This is a genomic window from Aeromonas aquatilis (assembly GCF_054052405.1).
In genome coordinates this window covers 1-13,508 of sequence record NZ_JBSTYP010000048.1, presented here as the reverse complement: position 1 = coordinate 13,508, position 13,508 = coordinate 1, and the positions used below count along the sequence as shown (strand labels likewise).

General features: G+C 59.6%; 12 protein-coding genes. 6 read left to right on the top strand and 6 right to left on the bottom strand.

Annotation, left to right across the window (positions count from 1 at the left end; all coding sequences use genetic code 11):
- Positions 1–129 precede the first annotated feature (129 nt).
- The 3 genes from prpB to ACW5W8_RS17455 are packed head-to-tail and all read left to right on the top strand — an operon-like array spanning position 130 to position 3,611.
- Complete coding sequence (prpB, locus tag ACW5W8_RS17465; RefSeq protein WP_498629158.1) at positions 130–1,017, top strand: methylisocitrate lyase; 888 nt, start codon at positions 130–132, stop codon at positions 1,015–1,017.
- A gap of 10 nt (positions 1,018–1,027) precedes the next feature.
- Positions 1,028–2,155, top strand: coding sequence for a bifunctional 2-methylcitrate synthase/citrate synthase (gene prpC / locus ACW5W8_RS17460; protein ID WP_498629128.1), 1,128 nt, complete (start codon positions 1,028–1,030; stop codon positions 2,153–2,155).
- A 10-nt stretch (positions 2,156–2,165) separates the two neighbouring features.
- On the top strand, positions 2,166–3,611 hold the full coding sequence (locus tag ACW5W8_RS17455) for a bifunctional 2-methylcitrate dehydratase/aconitate hydratase (RefSeq protein ID WP_498629126.1): 1,446 nt from the start codon (positions 2,166–2,168) through the stop codon (positions 3,609–3,611).
- Between the two features lie 99 nt (positions 3,612–3,710).
- Here ACW5W8_RS17455 and ACW5W8_RS17450 read toward each other — a convergent pair whose 3' ends face one another.
- Positions 3,711–4,439, bottom strand: coding sequence for a DUF8198 family protein (locus ACW5W8_RS17450; protein ID WP_498629124.1), 729 nt, complete (start codon positions 4,437–4,439; stop codon positions 3,711–3,713).
- Between the two features lie 259 nt (positions 4,440–4,698).
- Between ACW5W8_RS17450 and ACW5W8_RS17445 the strand changes: the two genes are divergently transcribed.
- Entirely contained in the window at positions 4,699–5,031 is a 333-nt protein-coding gene (locus ACW5W8_RS17445) for a polyhydroxyalkanoic acid system family protein (RefSeq protein ID WP_498629122.1), read from the top strand.
- 253 nt (positions 5,032–5,284) lie between these two features.
- Positions 5,285–6,715, top strand: a complete 1,431-nt coding sequence (locus ACW5W8_RS17440) for a wax ester/triacylglycerol synthase family O-acyltransferase (RefSeq protein ID WP_498629120.1) — start codon at positions 5,285–5,287, stop codon at positions 6,713–6,715.
- A 115-nt stretch (positions 6,716–6,830) separates the two neighbouring features.
- Here ACW5W8_RS17440 and ACW5W8_RS17435 read toward each other — a convergent pair whose 3' ends face one another.
- From ACW5W8_RS17435 to ACW5W8_RS17420, 4 genes are all read right to left on the bottom strand, one after another.
- Positions 6,831–7,619, bottom strand: a complete 789-nt coding sequence (locus ACW5W8_RS17435) for a hypothetical protein (RefSeq protein ID WP_498629118.1) — start codon at positions 7,617–7,619, stop codon at positions 6,831–6,833.
- A 25-nt stretch (positions 7,620–7,644) separates the two neighbouring features.
- Positions 7,645–8,286 (bottom strand): TetR/AcrR family transcriptional regulator, encoded by a 642-nt coding sequence (locus tag ACW5W8_RS17430; protein ID WP_498629116.1) that lies wholly within the window; start codon positions 8,284–8,286, stop codon positions 7,645–7,647.
- Position 8,287: 1 nt separating this feature from the next.
- The gene (locus ACW5W8_RS17425; RefSeq protein WP_498629114.1) at positions 8,288–9,475 is read right to left on the bottom strand and encodes a patatin-like phospholipase family protein; all 1,188 of its coding nucleotides are present in this window, start codon (positions 9,473–9,475) and stop codon (positions 8,288–8,290) included.
- A gap of 94 nt (positions 9,476–9,569) precedes the next feature.
- The gene (locus tag ACW5W8_RS17420; protein WP_005333118.1) at positions 9,570–10,142 is read right to left on the bottom strand and encodes a phasin family protein; all 573 of its coding nucleotides are present in this window, start codon (positions 10,140–10,142) and stop codon (positions 9,570–9,572) included.
- Positions 10,143–10,390: 248 nt separating this feature from the next.
- Here ACW5W8_RS17420 and ACW5W8_RS17415 point away from each other — a divergent pair, with 248 nt between their 5' ends.
- Positions 10,391–12,364, top strand: coding sequence for an SDR family oxidoreductase (locus ACW5W8_RS17415; protein WP_498629112.1), 1,974 nt, complete (start codon positions 10,391–10,393; stop codon positions 12,362–12,364).
- Between the two features lie 79 nt (positions 12,365–12,443).
- Here ACW5W8_RS17415 and ACW5W8_RS17410 read toward each other — a convergent pair whose 3' ends face one another.
- Entirely contained in the window at positions 12,444–13,319 is an 876-nt protein-coding gene (locus tag ACW5W8_RS17410; RefSeq protein WP_498629110.1) for an esterase/lipase family protein, read from the bottom strand.
- Between the last annotated feature and the right edge of the window lie 189 nt (positions 13,320–13,508).

Below are 13,508 nucleotides of genomic sequence, written 5' to 3'. Positions count from 1 at the left end.
GGAATTGGTGAAATTTACCCTAAAACCGGTTTCCTGTCTTGCCTGCGGCCGGAATGTTACGAAAGTATAATTGACGTTAACGTAAACGTGATATTAGATAGCCAGACTAGACAGGTGAAAGGAGTCATGATGTCCAGTTTGTCCCCCTCGGCAGGCCTGCGCTTTCGCACCGCCCTTACCAACGAAAAGCCACTACAGATCGTCGGCACCATCAATGCCTATATGGCGCTGATGGCCGAGCGCAGCGGCTTTCAAGCCCTCTATCTCTCCGGCGCCGGAGTGGCCAATGCCTCCTACGGCTTGCCGGATCTCGGTATGACCTCCCTCAACGACGTGCTGATCGATGCTGAACGGATAACTGCTGCGACCAGTGTGCCGCTACTGGTCGATATCGATACCGGCTGGGGCGGGGCATTCAATATCGCCCGCACCATTCGCGCGTTCGAGCGGGCCGGTGTTGCCGCTGTCCATATGGAAGATCAAGTTGCCCAGAAGCGCTGCGGTCATCGCCCCAACAAGGCGGTGGTCACGCTTGAGGAGATGTGCGATCGCATCAAGGCAGCGGTGGATGCCCGTGAGAATAGCGAGTTCGTCATCATGGCCCGCACCGATGCACTGGCGGTGGAGGGGATGGAGTCTGCTCTTGAACGCACCGCCGCCTATGTGGCAGCAGGTGCCGACATGATCTTCGCCGAGGCGGTGGCCGAGCTTGCCCAGTACGACCAGTTCAAGCTGGCGGCCAAAGTGCCGATCCTCGCCAACATGACCGAGTTCGGCAAAACCGCGCTGTTTGACAAAGAGCAACTGGCCGCGCACGGGGTCGACATGGTGCTCTACCCGTTAAGCGCCAACCGCGCCGCCAATCAGGCCGCCCTCAACGTCTATCACCATATTCGCCAGGATGGCCATCAGCGAGCCGTCCTGGAGACCATGCAGACCCGGGAGTCGCTCTACGACTTCCTCGGATATCACCACTACGAGCAGACACTGGATCGTCTGTTTACAGCCAAGGAATAGGAGGCAGCTTATGGGACAGCAAAAACCGTTGGGTGGGGCCGGTCTGCGCGGTCAAAGCGCAGGGGAGACCAGTATCTGCACCGTGGGCAAGAGCGGCACCGGTCTTACCTATCGCGGCTATGACATCAAGGAGCTGGCCGACAGCGCCCAGTTCGAAGAGGTCGCCTATCTGCTGCTCAAGGGGGAGTTGCCCGGTGAGCAGCAGCTTGACGCCTACAAGCGCGAGCTGCGTCGCCTGCGCACCTTGCCCCAGCCGCTGTTGGAGGTACTTGAGCGCATTCCCGCCGATGCCCATCCCATGGATGTGCTGCGCACTGGCTGCTCCATGCTCGGCGATCTGGAGCCAGAAGATGGTTTCGAGCATGAGCATGAAGTGGCGGATCGGCTGCTGGCCGCCTTTCCGGGCATTCTGATCTACTGGTACAAGTTCAGTCACGAGGGAGTTCGCATCGCCCTCGATACCGATGAAGAGTGTATCGGTGGCCATTTCCTCGCGCTGCTGCACCAGAAGGCGCCGAGCGAGCTGGAGCGGCAGGTGATGCATGTCTCCCTTATCCTCTACGCCGAGCATGAGTTCAACGCCTCCACCTTTGCGGCGCGGGTCTGCGCCTCAACTCTTTCCGACATGTTCTCCTGCATCACCGCCGCCATCGGTACCCTGCGTGGCCCGCTCCACGGCGGTGCCAACGAGGCGGCCATGGCGATGATCGAAGATTGGCAAGATGAAGCGCAGGCAAGGCGCGAACTGCTGGCCAAGCTGGCGGCCAAGGAGAAGATCATGGGCTTTGGCCACGCCATCTACCGCACCTCGGATCCACGCAACGTCATCATCAAGGAGTGGTCGGCCAAGCTTGCCGAGGCGGTAGGGGATGATCGCCTCTATCGCGTCTCCTGCGAGGCGGAGAAGGTGATGTGGGAGGAGAAAGAGCTCTTTCCCAACGCCGACTTCTTCCACGCCAGCGCCTATCACTACATGGGGATCCCGACCAAGCTGTTCACGCCTATCTTCGTCTGCTCGCGGGTCACCGGGTGGTGCGCCCACGTGATGGAGCAGCGCGAGCACAACCGGATCATCCGCCCGAGCGCCGATTATGTCGGCCCGGCCCCCCGTCACTTTGTCTCTCTACAACAACGATAAGGAAGTCACGATGTCCGCCAACGTCGACGTCAACCACAGACCAGACCCCGATCAGGTGCTGGTCGATATTGCCGATTATGTCTGCAACCACCCCGTAACCTGCGAGGCGGCTCTCGACACCGCCCGCTACTGCCTGATGGACACGCTGGGCTGTGGCCTCTTGGCTCTGCGCTTCCCCGAGTGTACCAAGCACCTTGGCCCTATCGTCCCCGGTACACTGGTACCCCATGGCGCCCGGGTGCCCGGCACCCAGCTCTGCCTCGACCCGGTCAAGGCGGCCTGGGACATCGGTGCCATCATCCGCTGGCTCGATTACAACGACACCTGGCTGGCCGCCGAGTGGGGTCACCCCTCCGACAATCTGGGCGGCATTCTGGCCACTGCCGACTGGCTCTCCCGTACCCGCGTGGCCGAGGGCAAGGCGCCGCTCACCATGGCCGATGTGCTGGTGGCCATGGTCAAAACCCACGAAATTCAGGGGGTGCTGGCGCTGGAGAACTCCTTCAATCGGGTCGGTCTCGATCACGTGGTACTGGTCAAGGTCGCCAGTACCGCCGTGGTGACTCATATGCTTGGCGGCACCCGCGATCAGGTAATCGATGCGGTATCCCAGGCCTGGGTCGATGGCCAGAGCCTGCGTACCTATCGCCATGCCCCCAATGCGGGGTCGCGCAAAAGCTGGGCGGCGGGGGATGCCACCTCCCGCGCGGTGCGCCTCGCCCTTATCACCATGAGCGGCGAGATGGGCTATCCCGGTGTGCTGAGCGCCCCCAAGTGGGGCTTCTACGATGTGCTGTTCAAGGGCAACCAGTTCGCCCTGCATCAGGAATACGGCAGCTATGTGATGGAGAACGTGCTGTTCAAGATCTCTTATCCCGCCGAGTTCCATGCCCAGACCGCGGTGGAGTGCGCCATGAAGCTGCATGGGCAGGTGAAGGGGCGGCTGGATGAGATAGACCGTATCGAGCTCACCACCCATGAGTCGGCCATTCGCATCATCAGCAAGGTCGGCGCCCTCAACAACCCGGCCGATCGGGATCACTGCCTGCAGTACATGGTGGCGGTGTCGCTCATCTTCGGTCGCCTCATCGCCGAAGATTACGAGGACGATGTCGCCGCCGATCCCCGCATCGATACGCTACGCGGCAAGATGGTGGTGCAGGAGGATAAACGCTACAGCCGCGAATATCTGGAGGCAGACAAGCGCTCCATCGCCAACGCCATCCAGATCTTCTTCAAGGACGGCACTCACACCGCCAAGGTGGAGGTGGAGTATCCGGTCGGCCATCGCCGTCGCCGGGAGGAGGGGATCCCGCTGCTGGTGGAGAAATTCCAACACAATCTGGCTACCCGCTTCCCGGCCAAACGGGTCAACGACATTCTGGCCCTCTGCCAGGATGGGCCGCGCCTTGCCGCCACCCCGGTACACGCCTTTATGGATCTGCTGGTGATCTGACCGGCCTTGTATTGGGCTACATATCGGCAAACAGTGATAAACGAAAAGCGGGCTCATCGGCCCGCTTTGTTATTCTGGTAGCTTATCCCTCGATAAGCCTCACCCCAGCGCACTGCTGTCGCCGTTAAAAAGCGCCGTCATGATGGCCGTCTCGCGACTGGCGATGGTCTCGAGAAACTCGTTGGCACGCCCCATCTGATGACACACCTGATAGCCGCGCTCGACAAAGGAGAAGAGCTCGCCCAGCCCCGCCAGATGGGCGGGCCCTGACACCAGCTTGAGGGTTGCCCCCAGCAGCGGCTTTCTCGCCAACCAGTCCAGCGTCATGCCAAGCTCGCTGACCAGGGAGATCTGATGCTCGCGGCGCGCCTGTTCACCCACGGCACGATAGGCGATGGTGTAGTGGTCCGGCGTGATGGGAGCTATGCCATCAATGCGCCGCAGCGCCACCACCATAAGGTAATCCAGCTCTTCGGAGAGAGCGTCGAGCTCGATCGCCTGCGCCAGCACGTTGAGACCGGACTCCGGCAACAGCCGCTCGGCGGTCGGCATCACCCGCATCACATCCGCATCGCGGCGGGCACAATCCCCCGGGCCATAGAGATCGGTCAGGAAAAACTCGGCGGCAGGGCCGTAGCGGTCACTCTCCAGCAGGTCTCGATGGGTTCGCCCCAACCGGTCAGCCTGCCACTGGCGTAGCCGATCCCGATCCTGCTGATCTTCCGGGTGGGCACGCATCTGCTCGCGCAAGGCTGCAACCCGCTTGAGCTGGCGGTAGAGCCGACCCAGGGTGCTATCGTCGTCGTGGGCATGTTCTTGATGCGTCATCTACAGCTCTCTGACCTTGGGCCCATTGATGGGGATTCGGTGATACGAAGATACAAGTGAATGAAAAACAAGCAGCTTTTGCTGACCGTTCCGTGACAAGTGTAGCGCGCACGGGAGAGGGAATAAATGCCATGCCCCGCTGATGGCCTTCATCCCTCTCGACTCTGTTAAGTGAGTCCCATTTATGTGAACCATCCTTTCATTTGTTGTGAACATGTGTTTAATATCAATAACTAACTTATGACCCAGAGTAACGACCATGTTCTTCAACTCGCTCGCTGGCAGCAGCGCACTCTCTACCATCCAGATCAGCCGTCAGCATCCGCTGGGATTGTCCGCCGCCCGGATCGCGGCCGAAGCCATCGCTGCGGACATGAGCGAGAGCTATCAACTCGATTGCGAATGGGCAGATAAAGAGGAGACCGAGCTTCGTTTTCGCGGCTCAGGGGTACATGGCACTCTCACCCTGGACGAAGATACCCTGGAACTGGAAGTGCATCTTGGTTTGATGCTGTTGCCGGTACGCAGCGTACTGGAGCAAGAGATCCTCGATTATGTCGACAATCGCTTACCTTGCCCCAAACGTGTTTGAAACTCTTCGTTGCACTGGTTTAAATAAACCAGCTGTAAACGATGGCTGTTTGAAATAAGTTTGCAAGCCATATGGTTTGTCAGATTTATTATCCAGCGAGGTCTTGATTCTATTTGTCAGTAATCTTTCATCTTTATTTCATATTTCGAGTCGGCACTCATTAAAGTCATTCTGATTGCATCAAGTCTTCATCCGGATATGAGGGCAGGAGCAATTTGCCGCCTCGGTAAATTCATTTTGTAGGGAAACAACCATGCCACTGAGTGAATTTATCTCCTGCGTCGATACCGCCTGGTTACGCATGGACAGACCCAACAACCTGATGCAGATCATCGGTGTCCTGATGTTTGAAGGGGAGCTTGATGAAGCGCGTCTGCGGGCCGGATTGCGCCATACCATTTCGGTGCAACCCCGCTTCCACCAACGGGCCGTGCTGGAGGGGGGCTCCTATTACTGGCGTCATGATCCCGATTTCGATCTCGATCAGCACCTCAAGCGAGTGATCCTGCCGGGTGAAGCGGGCAAGCTGGAGCTGGAGAAGCTGGTGGCCGATCTCGCCTCGACGCCGCTCAACCACCAGCGCCCCCTGTGGGATATGCACCTGACCGACACTTCGCTGGGTGGGCAAGCGCTGGTGGTGCGCATTCACCACGCCATGGGAGACGGCTTCTCGCTGGTGCGGGCCATGCTGACCATGATGGATAACACCCCGGAAGGGGCGTCGCGACCACCGTCACCGGAGCCAATGGATGACAGCGATGACGAGGATGAGGAGGATTGCCACCAGGGCAGCCGTCTGGTACGGGCCGGTCTCAAGCTGACCGGTAGCCTCTGGTCCAAATATGTCGAAGTGGTCACCCATCCCACCAAGGCGGTGGATTACCTCAAGACCGGGCGCGATCTGGCGAGTGAGCTGTGCAATATCGCCACCCTCGGTGATGACTCCCCCTGCCGCCTGCGGGGCAAGACCACCAGCACCAAGCGGGTGGCCTGGTCGGAGCAAATTGATCTGCCGGATATCAAGGCGGTGGGCAAGGTACTGGGCTGCTCGGTCAACGATCTGCTGATCGCCGCCACCGCAGGGGCGTTTCGCCACTACCTGCAGGAGAAGGGGGATGATGCCAACAAGGTCAAGATACGCGCCCTGGTGCCAGTCAATATGCGTGCACCGGACGATGAGGGGGCACTTGGCAACCGCTTCGGGCTGGTGGCCCTGGACTTGCCACTGGATGTTGAACACCCGTTGCAGCGGCTCTATACCGTGCGTGACCGGATGCAGGCGCTCCGCACCTCGCTGCAACCCGTGGTGGTGCTCAACCTGTTACATGCCCTTGGCATGGCACCCAATGCGGTGCAGCAGCAGGCCGTCGAGTTGCTCACAGCCAAGGCCAGTGCCGTGATCACCAACGTGCCCGGCCCGCAGCAGACCCTCTATCTGGCTGGAGCAAAATTGCGTCAGCCGCTGTTCTGGGTGCCGCAATCGGGGGATATCGGCGTCGGCGTCTCCATCCTCTCTTACGATCACAAGGTGCAACTGGGCCTAATCACCGACAAGAAGCTGGTACCGGATCCGGATCGGGTGGTCGAGCGGTTTGCGGTAGAGTTCGAGCAACTGCTGTTGCTGGTGCTGATGGAGCCGGAGCTGTTGTTCGACCCCAACGGACTGGATGCGCTGCTCGGTTGATCGTGCATTTGATAGACCGGTGGCGGCGTATTCCAACCGGTCAGCACCCATCATAAAAGAGGCCAACCCGCGGGTTGGCCTCTTGTTTTGTGTCTATCCGTGGCAAGAGTGGCGGTTAATCCTCCAGCTCTTCCCGAGCAGCCTCCACATCGAGGCGCTCCATCGCATCCATCGGTTCGCATTCGGCCGCTTCGGCATAGAGAGCTTCGGCTGCTTTCAGGCGGCTTTTGCCATGCAGCATCACCTGGGCATTGGCATACTCCATCCGCGCGATGGCGGAGTCGGGGATCAGCGCCAGCGCCTCCTTGAAGTGACGCTCGGACTCCTCCTTCTTGGCGCCATAGGTGAGGCCGCCGATCATGGCCCCCAACTTGTCGACGATCTCCGCATGCCAGGCGCCAAAGGCAATATGGGCCTCGGCGTGATCTGGCGCCAGCTCCAGCGCCTTCTCAAGGCTTGCCTTGATCTTGTCGCCAATTCCTTGCGAGAGGGCCTTGGAGATGGAGATCACCTGGCTGTAGCGCCCGAGTGCCAGCGCGTGGAAATACCAGGCATTGGCGTTCTTGGGCTGACGCTTTTGCAGCTTCTCGGCATGGCTGGCCGCTCGCTCGAAGGCGGATCGCTTGGCATACTTGTCCTCCAGCAGATAGCTGGCGTGGATCACCAGTGCCTTGTTCGCCACATTGAGACCCGCCTCACCGGCCGCTTCGCCAAGGGCGACGGCCCGGGCAAAATCCCCGGCATGATAGGCCTGCCAGGCATCCTGTACCTGCTCATCCTCGGGCCAGGGTTCGGCATCCCCCTGATGGAGACGATCCCAGTTGTCCGCCAGCTTCTGGCCGGCATAGTCATAGGCCGCATCCGCGTAGGGGAAGGGGACAAATTCGAGTTGTGAAGTGGTCATGCTTGTTCTCCCTGTAGCATGTGAATCAAACCTTGTCGGTGTAGTGGTGGGCGAGGGCGCCCAGATGAGCGCGGGCATCGGCCCGCAAATAGGGTGCGACCAGCTGCATCACCTGAAAGACGCCGAGGGCAATATCGGCGTCCGCCTTGGGGTGCAGTGCCCGCTGATAAGAGATCCAGAATGTGCCAACCAGCGCCACATTGGCCGCCAGCGTGCGCATCTGTTGCGCCGTGCCCTCCATCAGCCCGACCGTTTGCAGATGGTTGCAAATGGCGATGGCGGTCTGCTCCTTGCGGCGCAGTAGGGCGGAAAAGCGCTGCTCCACCTGATGATAACCACTCATCAGGGTCGCGATATCGTAGTAGAGGAAACGGTACTGCCAGATGGCTTCAAACATCAGGTGGAGAAAGAGCCAGATATCTTCTGGCTCATCGGACGGGGTGCTGACCGCCTCCAGCAGGCGATCCATCTGCTGTTCAAATTCGCAGAACAGGGCGTTGACGATCTCCTCCTTGTGGTGAAAGTGGTAGTAGAGATTGCCTTGGCTGATCTCCATCTCGGCTGCAATTGCCGAAGTGGTGACGCTGGGCTCCCCCTGTTGATTGAAACAGGCGAGGGCAGTGGTCAGGATCCGCTCCCGGGTACGACGTTTGGGTTTGCGATCCATGCTACTCCTTTGGTGATGAACGGCGCACGCCGTGGCGATAGCGTTTGGCAAGCCAGTGCTGCAGCTGCTCCAGCGACTTGTCGAGGGCGGCAACCGAGCCAATGCCGGGGGCCAGCAGGGTGCGATTTTCATCGGCCAGCGCAGCCAGATTGAGCTCGAGGCCATGCTTGGCCAGCACCGGCGCCAGCTCGTCACGACGCTGCCAGAGATCGCGGCGGGTATGCTGGTAAGCGTGCTCGCAGAGACGGCGGCGATCCCGGTAACTGAACACATTGGTGAAGAACATCTCGCCATCGGCTGAAGAGGGCTCAAACAGCAGGGCGTCAGCGTCAGGATATTGGTGTTTGTAGCGATCCATCCCCACATGCATGCGGGAGTGGATGATGGCGCGAAAGGTCTGGGCCAGCACCACCGGCAGACCGCTGTCCACCAGATTGGTCGGCGCGCCGGCGGCCATGTCCGCATCATAGGGCACCAGCGGATTGATGCAGAACACCAGATCCGCCCCCTCTTCCAGCGCTACCGAAGCGTGCAGGGTCTTGATCAGCGCCCCGTCCACATAGTAACGCCCGTTAATCAATGAAGGGGGAAAGAGGCCGGGCAGGGCGGCTGACGCCTGTACTGCCGCCGAGATGGGCACGTCATCGAGCCCCGGGCTGCCGAAGGCGACCGGATGGCCGGTATCGAGTTCGGTAGCGACCACAAACAGTCGGCTGCGCAGCTGGCGGAAATCGTTGCTGCGGCCTGGACGAGAGAAAAACTGGGTCAGGGTGCGATCCACCCCGCGGTTGTCGAACAGTCCGGTCGGAATGGCCTTGGAGAGCCCCTGCAGCGATTCAAACAGGCTGCGCTTCCAGGGCGCCGCCAGATAGTAGGTCAGGCTCTGCCACGCCAGTGGCGGGAGCGAGGTCAGGCGGTCAGCGTATTCACGAAAGGCGGGTCGCAGCAAGGTGGCCGGGTCAAACATCTCCCCCGAATCATCACTGAGCAGGATCCGCACCAACTTAGCCGGCGAGATGCCGTTGGCCAGCGCCGATGCCACCACGGCCCCCGAACTGACGCCGACATAGATATCAGCATGGTCAAGGCGCAAGCCGTTGATGCTGTCAGAGAGGGCTGCGCAGGCACCGATCTCGTAGATGCCGCCGAGCGGCCCGCCGCCAGCAAGGGCAATTGCGATGGTACTCATAGCGTCGCCTCCCTATCCATAACTCTCTCCATGACAAGACCGGCCCAGCTAAGGGCATGGGCCGGTATTAATCACCTTCCGTCACCGTGAGGGATCAGGGCAGAACGCTTTCCGCTTTGGCCTTCACCTCTTTCACCGCATCTTCAGCGGCGGAGAGGAGATCGGCGGCCTGCTCAACCACGGCCTCTTTAGCCTTGGCTACCGGTGCCTTCTTTACCGGAGGCTTGCGGGCCGCGGGCTTTTTGGCGGCAGCCGGTTTGGCTTCAGCGGCAGGGGCCTCCTCTTCCTGTGCATCCAGGAGTTGCTGGACCACGTCGGTCAGCTCGGCCATGCGCTTGGAGAGCTTGTCGATATCCTTGCGGGTCGGGATGCCGAGGCTGGCCACAGCGCGGGCCACGCGATCTTCGAACACCTGCTCCAGACGGCCCCAGGTATTGGCGGTCTTGTCGGTCACTGCGGCAATCTTCTCGTCGGCACTTTGACGGGTTTTGGCTTGCAGCGCTTCCCCTTCCTGCACCAGAGCTTCGAATATCTTGCCACCCTCTTCCTGCGCCTTGGCATAGGCGCCCAAGCCGGCCAACCAGATCTGCTGGGTGGACTCCTTGATGGTGGAGGTGAGTTGGTTGTCGGTCACTGAACCTGCCAGCGCTTTAAGTTTTTTAGCCATGATCTTCTCCTTGAATAACGACAGATAAATGTAATGGCGACAACGAAACTGCAATCGGGTTGTGGCATTACTGATTTTTCAACTTCAGTCTAGGGACAAAAAATAGAGGGTTCTACCTAATAACGGAACAGGCACACCACCGAAATTAGGGTTTGCTCACGAACCGACAATCAAATTGCGGATTTCCATATGAATCGTGATATATCTAACAACCTAGTAACACCCTAATCAGTAGCAGGATTCTCTTTATGAACTATTTCATTACTGGCGGTAGTGGTTTTATCGGGCGTCGATTGATCAAAAAGTTATTCCAACAGCATCCCGACTGTACCGTCTATTTTCTGATGCGCGCCTCTCATCAGGAGAAATTGCCAGAGCTGTTCTCATTCTGGAATGTGGATGAATCACGCGCAGTCCCGGTTTTTGGCGACATGACGCAACCGCTGCTGGGGGTATCGGTCGAGATGCAGGAGCAGTTGATCGGCAACATCGACCACTTCTTCCATCTGGCTGCCATCTATGATCTCAACGCCAAGGCGGGGATCCAGCAGCAGGTCAACACCGAAGGGACCCGTCAGGCTGTGCAACTTGCCGAGCGGCTGGGGGCGGGGCAGTTCCACCACTGCAGCTCCATCGCTGCAGCGGGCCTGTTCGACGGTCTGTTTCGCGAGGACATGTTCGATGAAGCCGAACACCTCGACATGCCTTATTTCCAGACCAAGCACGAAGCGGAAGGGATTGTGCGCAATGAGTGCACAGTTCCGTGGCGAGTCTACCGTCCTGGCATCGTCGTCGGTGACTCCAACACCGGCGAGATGGACAAGATCGACGGCCCTTACTACTTCTTCAAGACCATCCAGAAGCTGCGCCGTCTGCTGCCGCCCTGGGTGCCGGCCATCGGGGTGGAAGGGGGCCGTATCAATATCGTGCCGGTCAACTTTGTGGTCGATGCCATGGAGCATATCGCCCATCAAGAGGGAGAGGAGAACAAAACCTTCCATCTGACCGACCCCAACCCGATGCGGGTCGGCGACATGCTGAGCACCTTCTCCCGCGCCGCCCATGCGCCGGAGCCTGCGATCCGCATCAACGCCTCTCTCTTTAATTTCATTCCCCGCCACCTGACCGCCATGCTGATGACCATGGCACCGGTGCGCCGCATCCGCGATGCCGCCATCGCCGATCTGGGTCTACCCAAGGATGTGTTCCGCCTTATCAGTTACCCCACCCGTTTCGACAGTCGCGAAACCCAGCGAGTACTGAAAGGGACCGGTATCGAAGTGCCGCCGCTGCACAGCTACGCCTGGCGGCTGTGGGATTACTGGGAGCGCCACCTCGACCCGGAGCTCTTCATCGATCGCTCCCTGCGCGGTCGGGTAGAGGGCAAGGTGGTGCTGGTAACCGGGGCCACCTCAGGCATTGGCCGTGCAACCGCACGCAAGCTGGCGGGGGCAGGGGCCAACGTCGTGACCATCGCCCGCGACGAGCAGAAGATTGCCGAGACTAAAGCGGAGTTTGCCGAGCTGGGGCTGACCATCGAAATCTATCAGGGGGATCTCTCCAATCTGGCCCAGGCCGAGGAGATCACCGCTCGCATCGTGGCCGATCACGGCGGCGTCGATATTCTGGTCAACAATGCCGGCCGCTCCATCCGCCGCTCCATCGAAGACTCCTTCGATCGCTTCCACGATCTGGAGCGCACCATGCAGCTCAACTACTTTGGCGCACTCAAGGTGATCATGGGGGTGCTGCCCACCATGATCGAGAAGAAAAAAGGGCACATCATCAACATCTCCTCCATCGGGGTGTTGACCAATGCGCCGCGCTTCTCCGCCTATGTTGCCTCCAAATCGGCCCTCGATGCCTGGGTGCGTACCGCCGCCTCCGAGTTTGCCGATAAAGGGGTGAGCTTCTCCATCATCAATATGCCGCTGGTGAAAACGCCGATGGTCGCGCCGACCAAGGTCTATGAGCAGGTACCGATGATGACGCCTGAAGAGGCTGCCGATCTGGTATGCGATACCATCATCAACAAGCATGTGCGGCTGGCCACTCGCCTCGGGGTGTTTGGCCAGGTGGTGCATGCCCTGGCACCTCGCGTTGCGCAGGTGATCATGAACACCAGCTTCCGCACCTTTGCCGATCCCAAGGATGGCGACAAGTCCAAGGCAACCGCCGATCAGGTTGCCGTCTCGACCCTGATCAAGGGGATCCACTTCTAACCGGGTGATACGATAAAGAGATCAACAGGGGCCTGAGCAATCAGGCCCCTGTTTTATTTGGTTGCACGATTAAGGAAGGTCAGGCCCGGGCCAGCAGGTCAAGCAGCAGATCGGTGGTGCGGCGGGAGTAGAGCAAAGAGAGATGGCCGATGGCGGGCAATTCGATATCTTCCATGCCCGCCAATCGTTGCCGCTCCTGCGGCATCACCACATTGTCGTGACTGGTGCGCACCGAAATACCGGGAACGCAAAGTGGCACCGAGGCAAAACGCTGCAACCAGCCGGAACCGGGCTCCATCTCGCGGGCATTGGCCCCGAGCCCAAGGGCGGCCAGCTGACTGCCCTGATGGGGGGTGGCCAGGGTGATCAGGCGCGCGACCTTGTCACCGCCATGGATAGCCAGATAGTCGCGGCAGACCAGCCCGCCCATGCTGTGACCGACCAGCAACAGCTTGTCAGCCCCGGTCTGCGCCAGCACATCGTCAATCCGGGTGGCCAGCAGTGGCACCATCTCGTCGATATGACCAAACGGCGGCATCAGGGTAATGGTGGCAACCACATGGCCTGCGGCTTCCAGTCGGGCCCGCTGGATACGCCAGATCCCACGACTGCAACCGTAACCATGCACCAGCAATACGGGGCGCTGGCATGGACGCAGCCGATCGGGTGCCATCAGCAAAGGTTCAAACGGCAGCAACAAGGTGAAGGTGTAGAGGTAGGCCAGCATCTCCTGCGCCATCATCTTCACCCGGCACCAGGCACCGATAGCCGGGGAGGGGTAGAAACGGGTAAACAGCCAGCTGCCGAGCACCACCAGACAACGCATTCCAAGCAGGGCAAACACTACAAACAGCAGGGTCAGCAACCAGGGGAGTCCCACGACCAAGTGGGCGATACTCCCGAGGAGCAGCACCTCTACCATCAGCAGGATAAACAGATGTCGTACGATCGTCATAAGGCCATGATCCGACCAGTCTGGCGTGGAAGTCAAATGGCACTTTGAGACAGCTTGATCCAGCGCGGCTTTTGTCGCTAAACCCCGGCGAACTCTTTTCTGAGGTATCCTGATTTTCACAGACAGTCCCGATTGTTACGATGAGACAATCGGGGGTATTGAATGAAATCGAGAGAACACTATTCACCA

Excerpts from the sequence above, each read along its gene's own strand:
- prpB (WP_498629158.1), top strand. The coding sequence starts at position 130 with ATGTCCAGTTTGTCCCCCTCGGCAGGCCTGCGCTTTCGCACCGCCCTT.
- prpC (WP_498629128.1), top strand. The coding sequence starts at position 1,028 with ATGGGACAGCAAAAACCGTTGGGTGGGGCCGGTCTGCGCGGTCAAAGC.
- ACW5W8_RS17455 (WP_498629126.1), top strand. The coding sequence starts at position 2,166 with ATGTCCGCCAACGTCGACGTCAACCACAGACCAGACCCCGATCAGGTG.
- ACW5W8_RS17450 (WP_498629124.1), bottom strand. The coding sequence starts at position 4,439 with ATGACGCATCAAGAACATGCCCACGACGACGATAGCACCCTGGGTCGG.
- ACW5W8_RS17445 (WP_498629122.1), top strand. The coding sequence starts at position 4,699 with ATGTTCTTCAACTCGCTCGCTGGCAGCAGCGCACTCTCTACCATCCAG.
- ACW5W8_RS17440 (WP_498629120.1), top strand. The coding sequence starts at position 5,285 with ATGCCACTGAGTGAATTTATCTCCTGCGTCGATACCGCCTGGTTACGC.
- ACW5W8_RS17435 (WP_498629118.1), bottom strand. The coding sequence starts at position 7,619 with ATGACCACTTCACAACTCGAATTTGTCCCCTTCCCCTACGCGGATGCG.
- ACW5W8_RS17430 (WP_498629116.1), bottom strand. The coding sequence starts at position 8,286 with ATGGATCGCAAACCCAAACGTCGTACCCGGGAGCGGATCCTGACCACT.
- ACW5W8_RS17425 (WP_498629114.1), bottom strand. The coding sequence starts at position 9,475 with ATGAGTACCATCGCAATTGCCCTTGCTGGCGGCGGGCCGCTCGGCGGC.
- ACW5W8_RS17420 (WP_005333118.1), bottom strand. The coding sequence starts at position 10,142 with ATGGCTAAAAAACTTAAAGCGCTGGCAGGTTCAGTGACCGACAACCAA.
- ACW5W8_RS17415 (WP_498629112.1), top strand. The coding sequence starts at position 10,391 with ATGAACTATTTCATTACTGGCGGTAGTGGTTTTATCGGGCGTCGATTG.
- ACW5W8_RS17410 (WP_498629110.1), bottom strand. The coding sequence starts at position 13,319 with ATGACGATCGTACGACATCTGTTTATCCTGCTGATGGTAGAGGTGCTG.